At 40.4% G+C, this 16,190-nt stretch carries 19 protein-coding genes; 18 read left to right on the forward strand and 1 reads right to left on the reverse strand.

The window, feature by feature from the left end:
* Positions 1-87 precede the first annotated feature (87 nt).
* The 10 genes from HF078_RS13450 (at position 88) to HF078_RS13495 (ending at position 8,021) form a co-directional block, all read left to right on the forward strand.
* Positions 88-999 carry a hypothetical protein gene (locus HF078_RS13450; protein ID WP_169291612.1) on the forward strand — a complete coding sequence of 304 codons (912 nt, stop codon included), beginning with the start codon at positions 88-90 and terminating at the stop codon, positions 997-999.
* A gap of 44 nt (positions 1,000-1,043) precedes the next feature.
* A complete protein-coding gene (locus HF078_RS13455; RefSeq protein WP_169291613.1) occupies positions 1,044-2,303 on the forward strand; it encodes a tetratricopeptide repeat protein in 1,260 nt (419 codons plus the stop codon).
* 32 nt (positions 2,304-2,335) lie between these two features.
* Positions 2,336-2,872 carry a ReoY family proteolytic degradation factor gene (locus HF078_RS13460; RefSeq protein WP_060663948.1) on the forward strand — a complete coding sequence of 179 codons (537 nt, stop codon included), beginning with the start codon at positions 2,336-2,338 and terminating at the stop codon, positions 2,870-2,872.
* Between the two features lie 133 nt (positions 2,873-3,005).
* Positions 3,006-3,464: a YpiF family protein gene (locus HF078_RS13465; RefSeq protein WP_169291614.1), complete on the forward strand. Its 459-nt coding sequence runs from the start codon at positions 3,006-3,008 to the stop codon at positions 3,462-3,464.
* Between the two features lie 246 nt (positions 3,465-3,710).
* The gene (locus HF078_RS13470; RefSeq protein ID WP_060663946.1) at positions 3,711-4,220 is read left to right on the forward strand and encodes a Rieske (2Fe-2S) protein; all 510 of its coding nucleotides are present in this window, start codon (positions 3,711-3,713) and stop codon (positions 4,218-4,220) included.
* Positions 4,221-4,223: 3 nt separating this feature from the next.
* Positions 4,224-4,898 carry a menaquinol-cytochrome c reductase cytochrome b subunit gene (gene qcrB / locus HF078_RS13475; protein ID WP_010193681.1) on the forward strand — a complete coding sequence of 225 codons (675 nt, stop codon included), beginning with the start codon at positions 4,224-4,226 and terminating at the stop codon, positions 4,896-4,898.
* 37 nt (positions 4,899-4,935) lie between these two features.
* A complete protein-coding gene (locus HF078_RS13480) occupies positions 4,936-5,730 on the forward strand; it encodes a menaquinol-cytochrome c reductase cytochrome b/c subunit (protein WP_169291615.1) in 795 nt (264 codons plus the stop codon).
* Positions 5,731-5,803: 73 nt separating this feature from the next.
* Positions 5,804-6,400 (forward strand): lipoprotein heptaprenylglyceryl N-acetyltransferase LhaT, encoded by a 597-nt coding sequence (gene lhaT / locus HF078_RS13485; protein ID WP_169291670.1) that lies wholly within the window; start codon positions 5,804-5,806, stop codon positions 6,398-6,400.
* 59 nt (positions 6,401-6,459) lie between these two features.
* Positions 6,460-7,257: a sporulation protein YpjB gene (locus tag HF078_RS13490; RefSeq protein WP_169291616.1), complete on the forward strand. Its 798-nt coding sequence runs from the start codon at positions 6,460-6,462 to the stop codon at positions 7,255-7,257.
* An 83-nt stretch (positions 7,258-7,340) separates the two neighbouring features.
* The gene (locus HF078_RS13495) at positions 7,341-8,021 is read left to right on the forward strand and encodes a zinc metallopeptidase (protein ID WP_205831623.1); all 681 of its coding nucleotides are present in this window, start codon (positions 7,341-7,343) and stop codon (positions 8,019-8,021) included.
* A gap of 59 nt (positions 8,022-8,080) precedes the next feature.
* Here HF078_RS13495 and HF078_RS13500 read toward each other — a convergent pair whose 3' ends face one another.
* Complete coding sequence (locus HF078_RS13500; RefSeq protein ID WP_169291617.1) at positions 8,081-8,956, reverse strand: YitT family protein; 876 nt, start codon at positions 8,954-8,956, stop codon at positions 8,081-8,083.
* 552 nt (positions 8,957-9,508) lie between these two features.
* On the opposite strand from HF078_RS13500, the gene HF078_RS13505 reads away from it, so the two are divergent.
* The 8 genes from HF078_RS13505 (at position 9,509) to panB (ending at position 16,190) form a co-directional block, all read left to right on the forward strand.
* A complete protein-coding gene (locus tag HF078_RS13505) occupies positions 9,509-9,847 on the forward strand; it encodes a nucleotide pyrophosphohydrolase (protein ID WP_169291618.1) in 339 nt (112 codons plus the stop codon).
* Entirely contained in the window at positions 9,847-10,650 is an 804-nt protein-coding gene (gene dapB, locus HF078_RS13510) for a 4-hydroxy-tetrahydrodipicolinate reductase (RefSeq protein ID WP_169291619.1), read from the forward strand. The genes HF078_RS13505 and dapB overlap by 1 nt, the downstream gene beginning before the upstream one ends.
* 13 nt (positions 10,651-10,663) lie before the next feature.
* Complete coding sequence (gene mgsA / locus HF078_RS13515; RefSeq protein ID WP_060663939.1) at positions 10,664-11,083, forward strand: methylglyoxal synthase; 420 nt, start codon at positions 10,664-10,666, stop codon at positions 11,081-11,083.
* Positions 11,076-11,786 carry a bacillithiol biosynthesis deacetylase BshB1 gene (gene bshB1, locus HF078_RS13520; protein WP_169291620.1) on the forward strand — a complete coding sequence of 237 codons (711 nt, stop codon included), beginning with the start codon at positions 11,076-11,078 and terminating at the stop codon, positions 11,784-11,786. Before mgsA ends, bshB1 begins: the two co-directional genes overlap by 8 nt.
* Positions 11,787-12,920, forward strand: a complete 1,134-nt coding sequence (gene bshA, locus HF078_RS13525; RefSeq protein ID WP_169291621.1) for an N-acetyl-alpha-D-glucosaminyl L-malate synthase BshA — start codon at positions 11,787-11,789, stop codon at positions 12,918-12,920.
* 16 nt (positions 12,921-12,936) lie between these two features.
* Positions 12,937-14,154, forward strand: a complete 1,218-nt coding sequence (locus tag HF078_RS13530) for a CCA tRNA nucleotidyltransferase (protein WP_169291622.1) — start codon at positions 12,937-12,939, stop codon at positions 14,152-14,154.
* A gap of 2 nt (positions 14,155-14,156) precedes the next feature.
* Complete coding sequence (locus tag HF078_RS13535; RefSeq protein ID WP_169291672.1) at positions 14,157-15,110, forward strand: biotin--[acetyl-CoA-carboxylase] ligase; 954 nt, start codon at positions 14,157-14,159, stop codon at positions 15,108-15,110.
* A gap of 249 nt (positions 15,111-15,359) precedes the next feature.
* Positions 15,360-16,190 carry a 3-methyl-2-oxobutanoate hydroxymethyltransferase gene (gene panB, locus HF078_RS13540; RefSeq protein ID WP_169291623.1) on the forward strand — a complete coding sequence of 277 codons (831 nt, stop codon included), beginning with the start codon at positions 15,360-15,362 and terminating at the stop codon, positions 16,188-16,190.

Genomic DNA, 16,190 nt, shown 5'->3' on the forward strand with positions numbered 1-16,190 from the left:
TACTTATATCCCAAACAACACGTTCAAAGCATATTTCCCCCTCCAGTCGCATAGCTTGTCTTAAGAACGTTTCTAGAGGGGGATGCTATGGAATATATTATAGAAGCTGCCAATGTAGTTAAGAACAAATCAACACTCCTCCATACCAATCTGCTAGTGAAAGACAACAAAATCCATTACATGAAAGAAGGGCATTTTTTCCATTCGAGGTCCATGAGAATGGATATTTCCCCTTATGTACTGACACCTGGACATGTCATGCTTGTCGATAACCTTGAACAAATGCCTTTTCCGCAGTTTAAACAATTCATCACAAGCAACTATTTAAAAAAAGGTTGTACAACCCTTCTTTCTCTCATATCGGTTCAACGCGAAAAAGAATTATTGCAAACATTAAAGAGAGCGAGAACTTTCTTATTGAATAGTCCCATTGATTATTATTTTGCTGTCAGAATTCCCTTCGATAAACTCTCACCTTCTTTTGTAAGGCAATGCAGGCGGTATAAGATTTCTGCTATCTTTTTGCAGATGGATGATACAACCGAACTCTCTTCCGTCCCATGGGGTTGGATAAAAGATGCCTTGTATCAATTTCCATTAACATTTCTTCCGTGCTGGCAAAACATTTCTCCATCCAAAAAAAACAAGAAGAAAAAAGAGTGGAAACTAATGATGAAAGAAGAAAAATTACCACATTCCACGGAGTGTCCAGAACAGGGGAAACCGCTTGATTTGGATCTATTAATGAAAATTGGTATTTATCCGTCCAAAGGAGATTTGAGGGTCGGTGGAGAATTAGACTATAATCTCTATTTGTCACCAGAAGGCCATATTATTGAAACTATCGAAAATCTGGATTATGATAGTCATATTCCAGAAGTTACAGTTCAAAAAGGGACGGTTATCAAAGCGGGAGATGAGGTTTTATTTCGTCCAGGCTTTGGAAAAGAATGTACAGTAACCATTCCTGGCCATTTTTTACTATCTGAAAAGATTTGAAGAACGTGTGATGGCGGATTTTAAAAACGAAGGGAAGTAGTATTTTGTCTTACACAGTAATTGATAAAGCTCTAGAACTAATAGATAACGGAGACATAGAACAAGGACTAACTATCCTAAAAGAAAACGAATCTAAGTTTGGGGAAGAGGATTTGTTCCAGACTGCTCAGATCTATCAGCAACTTGGCATGCTTGATGACGCCAAACAACTTTACCAGAACCTTCTATACCAATTTCCAAATGAGTCTGACCTCATTATTTCACTGGCTGAAGTCCACATCGACCTAGATGAAGAAGATGAAGCGATGGCTTTATTAGAAAACATTGCGGAAGATGATGATGTCTACATTCAGTCGCTGCTTCTACTTGCAGACCTTTATCAGGCACAGGGACTGTTTGAGGTCAGTGAGCAAAAGTTACTTGCTGCCAAAAAACTTGCACCAAAAGAACCGATCATCAGCCTTGCCTTAGCGGAAGTATATCTGTCTCAAGGTGACTATAAGAAAGCCATTCCATTTTATGAATCCGTTCTTCCGCATGAAGATGAAATTGATTTCTCTTTGCAGGAAAGACTTGCTGAATGCTACAGTGCTACAGGGCAATTTGAGGAAGCAATGCCTTATTTCGACCAGGCATTGCAGAAAGAGTTGAAAATTGACGTACTATTTCAATACGGATTTACCGCTTTTCAGGCAGGATATTTCAAGACCTGTATCGAAAAACTTAATCAGGTAAAAGAAATGGATTATGAATACTCCTCTCTTTACTTATATCTTGCAAAAGCATATGAACACGAAGGATTGTTAGAAGATAGCTTGCGTGTTGCAAAAGAAGGTTTAGCGGTAAATGAATATAACAAAGAATTGCAAGTGTACGGAGCGAAAGTGGCAATGAAACAGCAGAATGTGCAAGAGGCAGAAGAGTTGTTAAGAGAAGCAATTGCCATTGACCCTGGATATGTGGAAGCAGCCTTAACTTTAACTAAAATCTTCTTGCAGGAAGAGCGCTATGAAGATGTTATAGACTGCCTAAATGAACTCATTAACTTTGGAGAGTCCGACCCGCAATATGATTGGGACTTAGCTGTTGCCTACCAACAAACCGAAAAATATTCTGATGCATTAAATCATTACCGTCAAGCATATACTTCTTTTAAAGATGACAGCAGCTTCCTTTACGATTATGCACACTTTTTATTGGAGGAAGGGAAACGAGAAGAAGCAAAGCCGCTTTTTGAAAAACTAATACAACTTGACCCAACCAACATAGAATTGCAAGATCTGTATCTAAATTTACAAGAGTAGGGAATATTCTACGCAGAGGAGGGACGATAGTTGTGGCTACCCCTGTATCTGTCAACGAGAAGAAGGACTTTATAAGGTGGTTCTTGGGAAACTATCAGTTAAAAAGACGTGAATGTGTATGGATTTTAAACTATTTGATGAGTCATGACCAGTTGATGAAGAAAGTTCACTTTGTTGAGCAAGCCCAGTTTTGTCCACGGGGAATTATCATGTCAACCCATTGTGTAGAGGAAGTGCCATTCAGGTTTTATAAAGAAAATGTGATGACGACGGACGCTGAGAAGTCCTTCCATGACATTAGGCTTAATCGTGATGAGGATATTTATATCCAGTTAAATTTCCGGTCTGTCTATCATTCACCGCAATATGCAGCAGTGCTCGAAGATAATCCGTTTATGCCAAAACAGTCCCAAATCAATGAAAAGGATCGTATTTTAGCAGAAAGGATGCTAGAAGAATCCATTTACACTTTTCAAAAAGAGAAGCTATTGAAAATGATTGACGAGGCATTGGACCGGCAGGATGAAGAAGCGTTTCGAAAACTGACAGGTCAGTTGAAGAGATTATAATATTTCTTACCCCCCAACTTAAAAATGTTGCGGGGTTTTTTTGTTGTTACTCTAAATATTTGACCTCACCCACTACAAAACTTATATTTAAAGAACGACACTAAATCCACAATAGAAAGAGTTGAAACCAAACATGAAATGGACAAGCAAAGATATCTCCCAATACGTTCAAGCAAAAGAATATATAGATACGGTCATCATTCCCCTGTTGCCGATTAGTTTCGGGGACAATATCAAAACAATTGCATCTCACGGAGAATACATAAACATATTAAGTTACGAATTGGAAAGACAATTCAAAGGAAGAGTTATTCTGTTGCCCCCTTTCAGCTATATCGAATCAGACCAAGCTGAAAACAAAGTAGCACAGCTTAACAATCTGTCCTTACATATTAAAAAAAGTAATATTAAACATGTATTTCTTATGACATCCGACAGTTCTTGGAGTCAAAAAGAACAGCAATTAGAAGGAAAGCTTGTATGGCTACCGGCGATTCCTTTAGAAGATATGGAAGATAAATATAAACAGAAAATCATTCAAGATCAGATGAATCAATTATTGCCGATGTTTATCCAAAAATGGCAGGATTAAAAGTATTGAAATTGGTGCAAAATATCCCAAAAGGCAAACTACTAGCAAAATGATATTAAAAAAGCAATAAAAAAACGAAAATATTTTAAAAGGATTAAAAATAAGTCACAACCTTGCCATTTTTTCGAGGCAGGAGATTATTGACCTTGGGACAAGATTGATATATCATGAGAATGTCCTAGTTTTCTATGTGTTATAATCTACTGTCCGTATGGACTTAGTTCTGTCTATAGAGGGGGGAAAACAATGAGTGAGAAAAACCATCGCGTGTCTAGACGTCAATTTTTAAACTATACCCTTACTGGTGTAGGCGGTTTCATGGCAGCAGGTATGCTTATGCCAATGGTCCGTTTTGCAATTGATCCTGTACTTAAAGCTGGAAATGAGCAAGAATTAGTTGCTGTATGTGAAGAAAGTGAACTTACTGCGGAACCGCAAAACTTCCCTTTCAAGATTAAGCAGGTAGATGCTTGGTATGAATCCGAAGAACCTAGAACTGCTTGGATCTACAAAGATGAAAACGGTGAAATTATTGCCTTATCTCCAGTTTGTAAGCATCTGGGCTGTACTGTAAACTGGGGTTCAGACCCTGGTAATCCAGATAAGTTCTTCTGTCCATGCCACTATGGCTTGTATGAAAAAAATGGTGACAACGTACCTAATACGCCACCACTATCTCCACTTGATGTATACGTTCATGAAGTGAAAGATGGTATCGTTTATTTAGGTAGCGCAAAACCAAAAGGGGAGGCGTAATAATTGTTAAATAAGATTTATGACTGGGTTGACGAACGATTAGATATTACGCCGATGTGGCGCGATATCGCGGACCACGAGGTACCTGAGCACGTAAACCCAGCACATCACTTCTCCGCATTCGTATATTGTTTTGGTGGATTGACGTTCTTCGTAACAGTTATCCAAGTACTTTCAGGTATGTTCCTGACTATGTACTATGTTCCAGACATTAAAAATGCGTGGGAATCCGTTTATTATTTACAAAATGAAGTTGCGTTCGGTCAAATCGTACGCGGTATGCACCACTGGGGAGCCAGTTTGGTTATCGTAATGATGTTTTTACATACACTACGTGTTTTCTTCCAAGGTGCATATAAAAAACCACGTGAACTTAACTGGGTGGTAGGAGTACTTATCTTCTTCATTATGTTAGGTCTTGGTTTTACAGGTTACCTATTACCTTGGGATATGAAAGCATTATTTGCAACAAAAGTAGGGTTAGAGATCGCCGCTGCAACTCCATTAATAGGAGATATGGTGAAAACCTTACTAGCTGGTCATCCTGAAATTGTTGGAGCACAAACACTGACACGTTTCTTTGCGATTCATGTCTTCTTCTTACCTGCAGCTCTATTCGGCTTGATGGGTGCTCACTTTGTCATGATTCGTAAGCAAGGTATTTCTGGTCCGCTATAAGATTCATTATTTTTGATAACAAAGGAGGGGAACCTATATGCATAGAGGAAAAGGTATGAAGTTTGTTGGTGACTCGCGTGTCCCGGCAGTACGCAAGCCTAATATTCCAAAAGACTATTCCGAGTTTCCTGGTAAAACGGAAGCATTCTGGCCAAACTTCTTGCTAAAAGAATGGATGGTTGGTGCGGTTTTCCTAATCGCATTCCTATGCCTGACTGTCGCTCACCAATCTCCATTGGAGCGTGTGGCAGATCCTACTGATACTGGATATATTCCGTTACCAGACTGGTACTTTTTATTCTTATACGAGCTACTTAAATATCAATACGCAGCTGGACCATACACGGTTATTGGTGCAATGATCATGCCTGGTCTTGCGTTTGGTGCATTATTACTTGCTCCATTCTTAGATCGCGGTCCTGAGCGTCGCCCTAGTAAGCGTCCTATTGCTACTGGTCTTATGTTACTAGGTATCGCTTCAGTCTTCTTCTTGACTTGGCAGTCTGTAGATTCTCATGACTGGGAAGCTGCGGCTCAGCAAGGGGAAATCACTGATGAAATTGATATTGAAATTGACATGGAAGCAGAAGGTTATGTTATTCTTCAAGAAAACACTTGCCTATCCTGTCACGGTGACAATCTTCAAGGTAACCCTGGAATGGCTCCATCTTTAATTGATAATCCTGACTTCGTATCTGAAGATTATCAGACGATTGCAGTAGAAGGTGTGGGTGGAATGCCTGCAGATCTTTTCAAGGGTACAGACGAAGAACTTAAAATCCTAGGTGACTACCTAGTTGAAATGAATAAAAAAGCTGCGGAAGCAGAATAACAAGGAAGCTGGCTAATTTAGCCAGCTTTTTTGTATAATGGAAACATCAATTAAATAAAAGTGAGGACACATGATGTTAACTTGGTTTATACACTTATTAAAAACACCGGTGATGCTTTGGCTGGTGTTGATTATTAATGTTCTTGGCACTATCTATGGATACATATGGTATGGCTATCAGTTAGCAGAAACCCCTGCCATTTTTCTTATATTTGTTCCAGATAGTCCGACAGCAAGTCTTTTCTTCTGTTTTGTATTAGTTGGATTTATTTTTAAAAAAAATTTCAAACTGTTTGAGGCGTTAGCAATTATCACATTAGTGAAGTACGGTATATGGGCTGTGGTAATGAATATATTAACGCTCATGGAAAACGGCTATTTGCCGATAGAAGGGTATATGCTGATTGTTTCCCATGGGGCTATGGCTGTGCAAGGAGTGCTATATAGTCCGTATTACCGTTTCAAACTATGGCATCTTGTAGCAGCAGGAATATGGACTTTACATAATGATGTTATTGACTATGTATTTAAAATGATGCCATGGTATGGCAGCTTAATGAAATACTTGCCTCAAATAGGATATTTCACATTTTGGTTAAGTATATTTTCCATCGGTGTTGCGTATTATTTTTCTTTACGGAACAATAGAATGAAGTTGTCCTTGGATTAATGTTCTAACCTTGTCCACACTCTCATAACATTTAGTAGAGAATATGGGAGGGACAAGCGATGAAAGCAAAAAGACATATAATGGCTATTCTATTATTTTTACTTATTTTCCCGTCAGGTATAAAAGCACACTCTCATGAACCGTTAGAGCCATTTGCTCTTAATTTTATTATGGATGATGCTCTTCAGCTTGTGAAAACAGAACGGTATGTAGAAGCGCACAACCTAATGGATATTTTTTCTGATGAATTTACAAAGTTGATGGTGACAAACCAGCAAATCCCATCTGATGAAGTTAGGATTATATCTGTGGTTCATCAACAATCAATGGCCTCCCTAAGTGACACACTTCTTCCGCATGAAGAAAAAGTAAGGGCAATCATTAGACTCCGTATGGCGGTAGATGCGATGACTTCTGAACACCAGCCGATGTGGGTGGAGATGGAAGACCCGCTAATCATGACCTTTGAACAGCTGAAAGATTCAGTTGAAACTAGGGACAGTGATTCTTATGAAGCATTATATCGACGACTGCTATTGGAATACGATATGATTCATCCTAGTGTCAGAATGGATGTAAAACCAGAGTATATTCAAAAGATGGATGCCCATATCGATTACTTAGATAAAAATAGAGACGCTTTGCTTTCCCATTCAGAGGAATTCGACGATATGCAGGTAATTGAGGCAGATCTTAAAGCATTATTTAAAGAACTTAAAGAGGATGAAACAGATCCTTCACTTTTGTGGGTGATGATCTCAACTGGAAGCTTTATTTTATTGACACTGTCCTATGTGGCCTTCCGTAAGTACTTGGGTGCTAAGAGGCTTGAGATGCGGAAAAAGCTTAAAGATTGACAGGGATAAAATAAAGGAAATAAAATAATCCTAATAGGAAGACTACAGTTAGCTATGTATTCAAGCTAAGGAGGGACTTACTAATGGGATTGGGAATGTATCTAATCTACTTTGCTTTCTTGCTGATTGTCCCACTATGGGCGCAGTCAAGGGTGAAAAGCGCGTATAAAAAGTTTTCAAAAGTTGCTTCCTCTTCCGGGATGCCGGGAGCAGAGGTTGCTAGGAAAATATTACACGATAACGGAATCCATGATGTGAGGGTGGAAGAGACAAGAGGGCATTTGACTGACCATTATGATCCTCGGTCAAAAACAATCAGGTTGTCGTCACATAATTATCATGGTAATTCCATAGCAGGTGCAGCAATTGCGGCTCATGAAGTAGGCCATGCCATTCAAGACAACCAGGACTATGCGTTTTTGCGGTTTCGCCATTCATTAGTGCCAGTAGCAAGTCTTGGTTCGAATATGTCATTTTTCTTGATTTTCGCTGGGATTATCTTTAGTGCTAGTAACCTGATTCTTGTCGGAATCATCTTTATGGCTGCTGCGGTGCTGTTTCAGTTGGTAACCTTGCCTGTTGAATTTGACGCATCTAATCGTGCGATGGATCAAGTGGTGTCGCTTGGAATTATTAATAACAACGAAGAGCGTGAAACAAAGAAAGTACTAAATGCGGCGGCATTGACATATGTGGCAGCAGCAGCTGTTGCGGTAGCGGAGCTGGTGAGGTTTATTTTGATTTATTTGGGTAGTAGGGAATAGTTAGATTGAAAAAGCAGCCATTTTAGTGGCTGCTCTTTTCAATATCTGCTAAGCATTGTCTATCTCTCCATCGGATTCTTATTCTCATCCAACGTAAAGCCTTCCCCAAGTACATCATGCACATCACTTACCGCAACAAACGCATGTGGATCAACGGAAGTGATGACATTTTTCAACTTTACCAGCTCATTTTTCGCAACTACACAATACAGCACATTACGCTCCACCTTTGAAAAAGAACCTTGCCCTCGCAATATTGTCACACCGCGGTCCATTTCCTCATGTACTTTTGATGCAATCTCTTCGTTCTTTTCAGAAATAATGGTTGCTCCTTTAGCTGCATAAGCTCCCTCTTGCATGAAATCAATCACACGAGCGGCAACAAACACAGCAACAAGCGTATACATAGCTTCCTGATAGGTTAAGTACATGATCAAGGAGAGTACGATAACCACAGCATCAAACATGAACATCGCTTTTCCCATGCTCCAGCCAATATACTTGTGCGCAAGACGTGCGATAATATCCACTCCGCCTGTTGTTCCTCCGTATCGGAAAATAATCCCCAGACCTATCCCGATGAACACTCCTGCAAACAACGCTGCCAAAGTTAAATCATTTTCAAGAGGAGGAAACATCAAAGGAACCCTTTGGAATATCCATAAAAACAAGGACAAACTGAACGTCCCAATCAATGTGTAAAAGAACGTGTTTCTTCCTAGCAGCTTCCAACCAATGAAGAAGATAGGGATATTAAGCAAAAGGTTGGTATAAGAAGGATCAAATCTGAAAAGAAAGTATAAAAGTAGGGTGATGCCAGTAAAGCCGCCTTCTGCTAGATTGTTTTGCATATTGAAGTTGACAAGACCAAATGCGAAAATGGCAGAACCGATAAGTATGTAGATAATGTTTTTTATTTTCAAGCCTTTTAACATGATGAACCTCCAAGACCTAGATAGTTTACAACCTCTCTATTATAATAGACAAGGAGAAGAGAAGTAAATGAGATAAAGGGTAAGGCTTATTATTTGTTTTTTTATCACTTCCTGTCGATTCCGTTCCAGGTGTTCGAGTTCCGCGGGGCGGTGCTTAAGCCTCCTCGGCTGCGCCTAAGCCACTGAAAAAGCTTTGATTTTATCAATTGTTTAGATAACGCTGTTGATTTCCGCAAATGGCTTCGCTTTCCTAGGGGCTGACGAGAGCCTCCTCGGCAAGCCTGCGGGGTCTCCACCAAGCGCTATCTCCCTTAGGAGTCTTCGCCTTTTGCTCCAATCAACAGCTCAAAAATACCAAGTACTATATAATATCAGTTTTTTAGTGGCCTCGGCCGCGCCTGTGAGGTCTCAAGTCTACCGCTCCCTCCCGCCGGAGTCTCACACCTTGCACTACAATCGACAGGATGGTGTTGAGTAATCGCAAGAATTAAGCTCAATCATTTGTCAAATGATAGGGTTTTAGCTAACATGATAAGGTGAGGTGACATGTGCATGAATGAAAAGACGATGCAAGAGATGCAAAAGGAAGTTGACAATTATATTTCCCAATTTAAAGAAGGTTATTTCAGTCCATTAGCGATGCTTGCAAGGATGACAGAGGAACTTGGAGAACTGTCTCGCGAAGTTAATCATTACTATGGAGAAAAGCCAAAGAAAAGCACAGAAAAAGAAAATACAATGGAAGAAGAGTTAGGTGATATGTTGTTTGTGATGATCTGCTTCGCTAATTCTCTTAATATAGATCTACAAGAAGCACACGACCGTGTAATGGAAAAGTTTCAAACCAGAGATAAAGATAGATGGACAAGGATTGAGGAGGAAGGGAAATAATGAAAAACATCAAGATTATCCTTGCCGGCCCTCGTGGACGCATGGGAAGAGAAGCAGTGGATTTAATACATAATGTAGAACACTTTCAATTGGTTGCTTGCCTTGACAGAGAGAACGAGGGCAAATTGCTTTCTGATGTGGAAGGGTTCCCCAAAATTGATGCTCCAATTTACACTGATCCAAGAACTTGTTTTAAAGAGATAGAAGCAGATGTACTTATAGACCTTACCACTCCTGAAATAGGAAAAATCAATACGAAACTCGCAGTGGAACATGGGATTCGTCCTGTAGTTGGTACTACTGGTTTTAATGAAGAGGAACTTCAAGAATTAACAGAACTTGCAGAATCCCAAAAAGTCGGTGTCATCATTGCTCCAAACTTTGCTGTAGGAGCCATTTTAATGATGAAGTTTGCTCAAATGGCAGCAAAGCATTTTCAAGACGTGGAAATCATGGAATTGCATCATGATAGAAAACTGGATGCTCCTTCTGGCACAGCCATAAAGACGGCAGAACTTATTTCCAAAACGCGTGAACCAAAACACCAAGGCCATCCTGAGGAAGAGGAGACCATCAATGGAGCAAGAGGAGCAGAAACCAAAGATGGAATTCGAATTCACAGTGTTAGATTGCCTGGGCTTGTAGCGCACCAAGAAGTAATGTTTGGCGGGGAAGGCCAATCATTGACGATCCGTCATGATTCCTACAATCGTGCAAGCTTTATGTCTGGTGTGAGACTGTCTGTGGAAACAATTATGAATCTGGAAGAGTTAGTGTACGGCTTGGAAAATATTATCGAGTAACGGGGGAACTGTCATGAAGATAGCATTAATTGCACACGATAAGAAAAAACCGGATATGATTCAATTTGCTACCGCGTATAAAACGATATTGGAAAAGCATGAAATTTTTGCGACAGGTACCACTGGCCTTAGGATTGCAGAGGCGACTGGTTTGACTGTTTATCGTTTTCAGTCTGGACCACTAGGTGGGGATCAAGAAATTGGGGCCATGATTGCCCAAAATAAAATGGATTTGGTAATCTTTTTCCGGGATCCTTTGACTGCCCAACCTCATGAGCCGGATGTGACAGCATTACTTCGTTTATGTGACGTATATTCCATTCCCTTAGCAACCAATATGGGGACAGCGGAGATTTTAATTCACGGCCTTGCAAGGGGAGAGCTGAGCTGGAGAGAGATTGTTCACGGTAGAGAGGCAGAGAGCAATGACTGAACCACTGGACATCCTCGCTTTTGGGGCACATCCTGATGATGTCGAAATTGGGATGGCAGGGACGCTTGCCAAATATAAAGAACAAGGCTTAAAAATCGGTATCTGTAATCTGACACTTGCAGAGAAATCATCCAACGGAACCGTAGAAATTCGCCAGAGTGAAGCAGCCAAGGCTGCAAGTATTTTGGAGCTTGATGAACTTATTCAGCTATCTTTGCCGGATAGGGGGTTATATCTGAAAGAAGAATACATAACCGAGATTGTATCTGTCATTAGAACTTACAGGCCACGTCTTGTCTTTGCCCCATATCTTGAAGATCGTCATCCTGATCATGGCAATTGTGCCAAGTTAGTGGAAGAGGCAGTCTTTTCCTCCGGTGTTAGAATGGTGGAAGATTACAAGAACCAAAAAGCACATAAACCAGATAACCTTTATTTTTATCAGATTAATGGGATGAATACACCGAATTTTTACATAGATGTATCAGATCAAATCAATAAAAAAACGATGGCGCTTCAAGCCTATACAAGCCAATTCGAAAAAGATAAAGACGGCGTAGAGACACCGCTTACCAACGGGTATGTGGACGCGGTCATAAGCCGTGAACGGGCATATGGGAAGCAAATCGGTTCTAAGTACGCAGAAGGCTTTTTTGCCAAAGGACCACTTGTCCTAAATTATGATTTATTAGGTGGGATTTAATTGAAATTGAAAATCGGCATTACCTGCTATCCAACCGTAGGGGGATCTGGGGTAATTGCAACGGAATTAGGAAAACTCTTGGCGGAAAAGGGGCATGAAATTCACTTCATCTCCTCGAGTATGCCTTTTCGACTAAATAAAGTGTATAGCAACATTTATTATCACGAAGTACAGGTGAATCAGTATTCTGTCTTTCAGTACCCGCCTTATGACTTGGCCTTAGCAAGCAAAATGGCAGAAGTGGCAAAAAGGGAAAAATTAGACTTGCTGCATGTACACTATGCTATCCCTCATGCAGTATGTGCTTATTTGGCCAAAAAGATGACGGATGATAAACTAAAAATAGTGACCACTTTACATGGTACGGATATTACGGTATTAGGTTACGATCCATCTTTAAACGATATGATCCGTTTTGGTATTGAAGGGTCGGATGTAGTAACGGCAGTATCTGAATCTCTTGTTCAACAGACTTATGACCTTCTGCAACCAAAGAAGGCCATTCAAACCGTTTATAATTTTATTGATGAACGGGTGTATTTTAAAAAAGATACGCAAGATTTGAAAACACAATATGGGATATCTGATGAGGAAAAAGTCATCATTCATGTGTCCAATTTCCGGAAAGTAAAGCGAGTTCAAGATGTTGTGAAGTCTTTTCATCTTATTGAAAAGCAAGTACCTTCCAAACTACTGCTTGTAGGAGATGGACCGGAAATTTCAGTCGTCTGTAATTTAGTAAGAGAACTTGGGTTAAAAGATAAGGTGCTGTTCCTTGGAAAACAGGAGAACCTAGAAGACTTATACTCCATCAGCGACCTTATGCTTCTTTTATCAGAAAAAGAGAGTTTTGGCCTTGTGTTATTAGAAGCAATGGCGTGTGGCGTTCCTTCTGTAGGAACCAAGATTGGTGGAATCCCAGAAGTGATAGATGACGGAGTAACCGGATACCTAAGTGATGTAGGAAATATAGAAGAAATAGCGCAAAATGCGGTAAGAATATTGGGAAATGCAACGCTACATAAAGAGTTTGCTGAAAATGCCATTTCTCGTGTGAAAGAACATTTCAGTTCACGGAAAATAGTGGAACAATATGAAGATATGTATAAGCAATTGATTAATCAAGAGGGATGAAAACGGGGGAGTAATCATGAACAATGCCTTCCGACAAGGAATTGAAATCATAGAGCGTTTAGAAGAAAACGGACATGAAGCATACTTTGTAGGAGGCTCTGTTCGGGATACTCTGATGGACAGAGTGATAGGGGATATCGATATTGCTACTTCTGCCACTCCAGAAGAAATCCAAGCCATATTTCCAAAGACGGTAGATGTCGGTGCGGAACATGGAACAATCATAGTTGTTTCTTCAGAAGACGAAAACTATGAAGTGACAACGTTCCGTACAGATGGAACCTATACAGATAATCGTCATCCAGATGAAGTGATCTTTGTGAAGAGCTTAAAGGAAGACTTGAAACGAAGAGACTTCACGATGAATGCAATTGCGATGAATAAAGTCGGCAAAATTCTCGATCCATTTGATGGAGAGAAGGATATAAACAGGAAAGTTATTCGTACTGTGGGCAAGGCTACTGACCGTTTCAGGGAGGATGCCTTGAGGATGCTCCGGGCTGTACGATTTGCCAGTCAATTGTCTTTTTCTTTAGAAGCAGACACTTTTTTGGGAATTCAAGCAGACAAAGCGTTGCTTGCCAATGTTTCTATTGAAAGAAAAACGATAGAAATGGAAAAGCTATTACTTGGACAAGGAATTAAGTTTGGCTTAGAACTTTTGGTTACCACTGGCCTTCATTCCTACCTCCCGCAGCTTGAAGGGAAAGAGAAGCAATTGTCGGAGCTTGGGGACATGCCTCTCCATCGCCTTAAAAACCGGTCATCCACTTGGACGATTTTGTCATACGCTTTAAAGATTGACAAGCATGAAGTGGAAGGGTTTTTAACGAGCTGGAAACTGCCAAAGAAGATCATTAAGTCAGTCGTAGAGAATCTACTGCTCATGGAAAAGATTCAACAATATGGCTGGCGTAGGGAAGCAGTATACAGAGCGGGGCGTGAGCAGTCTTTAGAAGTTCACCAAGTGATGTGCATGCTAGGTTTGGACGAAGAAACCTCTAAAAAGAAGATAGATGAGTTATATGAGAATTTGCCGATCCACAGTTTGAAAGATATTGTTTTCGACGGTCATGACCTAATGGAACTGGCAGGAGGAAAAAGAGGAAAGTGGATTTCCGAGATACTCTCAGACATGGAAATGGCTTTGATAAACGAGGAAACAGAAAATGAAAGAGCGGCTTTGAAGGAGTGGGTGTACAATTGGCTACAGAAATACGATCCAAACTATTAAAAATGTTCACCGAGATTGAAGGTGATTTCCTTTCTGGCCAAAAGATAAGCGAAGAATTAGGGTGTTCAAGAACAGCCGTTTGGAAGCATATTGAAGACTTGAGGCAGGAAGGCTATGAGCTTGAGGCAGTAAGAAGAAAGGGATACCGAATAAAAACCATTCCCGATAAGATATCCCACAATGAAATCTCTTTAGGGTTAAAAACGGAAACACTAGGACGAAAAATACATTTTGAAGATTCCGTCACCTCCACCCAAAAAATAGCCCATCAATTGGCTTATGATGGTGTACCTGAGGGAACATTGGTTGTTGCCGAGGAGCAAACTTCTGGGAGAGGGAGATTAAGCAGGGCCTGGTATTCACCAAAATACACAGGAGTTTGGATGAGTCTGATTTTACGCCCTAACCTCCCGCCTGCAAAAGCACCTCAACTGACTTTATTGACAGCAGTCGCCATCACTCAGGCGATTGAAGAGGTGACCGGATTGCGTCCGGATATTAAATGGCCTAATGATATATTGATCAATAAAAAGAAAACAGTCGGTATACTTACTGAAATGCAGGCAGAAGCAGATAAAATCAATTCTGTCATTATCGGCATGGGGATAAATGTGAATCAAACTTTGGAACAATTTCCGGAAGATCTTCATTCCATTGCAACCTCTTTGTCCATTGAATTAGGAGAAAAGGTCAATCGGGCGGAGCTTATCCAATCCATTCTCATGAAATTTGAAAATCTTTATCAAAAGTATTTGCAGCATGGGTTTTATCCGATCAAACTTTTATGGGAGTCTTATGCCATCAGTATCGGCAAGAGGATCATTGCTCGCACTATCACAGGAACATTAGAAGGAACAGCTAAAGGCATTACAGAAGACGGTGTTCTAATGCTTGAGGATGACCAAGACGTAACCCACTATATTCACTCAGCGGATATCCAAATTGGAAGCGATTAAATGATGGCATTCTTTCACCACATGCACTATAATAAAGGTGTTGGGCAGTATCTATCAAAGAACTGCACCTGACAACTTTTTTAAAATTTTTATACAACCAACCAAATATCTGCCTTGATCCAAAGGACTGGGACAGAGGGATTGAACTGAATGATTTTTTGAGCTAAACACTACATCCTTCTTTCGCATGCGCAAAAGAGGGATTTTTTTCGGTTCTTTTCCTCCCCTTACTAAAAAGGAGGACGGAAAATGAAAACTACAACAGACTTTTTAAAAATGAAAAAAAACAACGAGAAAATCGCCATGTTAACAGCATACGATTATCCATCTGCAAAGCTCGCTGAAGAAGCGGGAGTGGACATGATACTTGTGGGTGATTCTCTTGGTATGGTCGTGCTTGGATACGAATCTACCGTACCTGTCACAGTGGATGACATGATTCATCATACGAAAGCAGTGAAAAGAGGTGCACCTTCTACGTTTATCGTTACGGATATGCCATTTATGTCCTATCACCTTTCGATGGAAAACACCCTTTTAAATGCCAAAAGAATCGTTCAGGAATCTGGGGCACATGCGTTGAAAGTGGAAGGCGGCGGGGAAGTGTTCCATGTTATCTCCACTCTGACAAGTGCCGGTATTCCAGTTGTCGCCCATTTGGGGCTGACTCCTCAATCAGTAGGGGTTCTTGGCGGCTACAAAGTACAGGGGAAAGATGTAGAAAGTGCCAAGAAAATGATCCAGGATGCAAGGACAGCTGAAGAGGCAGGGGCAATGGCTCTTGTATTAGAATGCGTGCCAAAGCAACTATCGAAAGATATAGCAGCTCAACTGACCATTCCAGTTATCGGCATAGGTGCAGGTGTTGATGTCGACGGTCAGGTACTTGTTTACCATGATGTCGTAAAATACGGAGTAGATCGAGTTCCAAAGTTTGTGCATTCTTATGTGGATTCCCAAATGTTAATGAAAGATGGTCTGCAACAGTATGTACATGAGGTAAAAGAAAATGCTTTTCCTAAACCTGAACATAGTTTTACGATGAAAGAGGAAACACTGCATCGCTTATATGGGGGATAA

This window comes from Bacillus sp. RO2 (assembly GCF_012911845.1).
GTDB lineage: Bacteria > Bacillota > Bacilli > Bacillales > Bacillaceae_I > Sutcliffiella_A.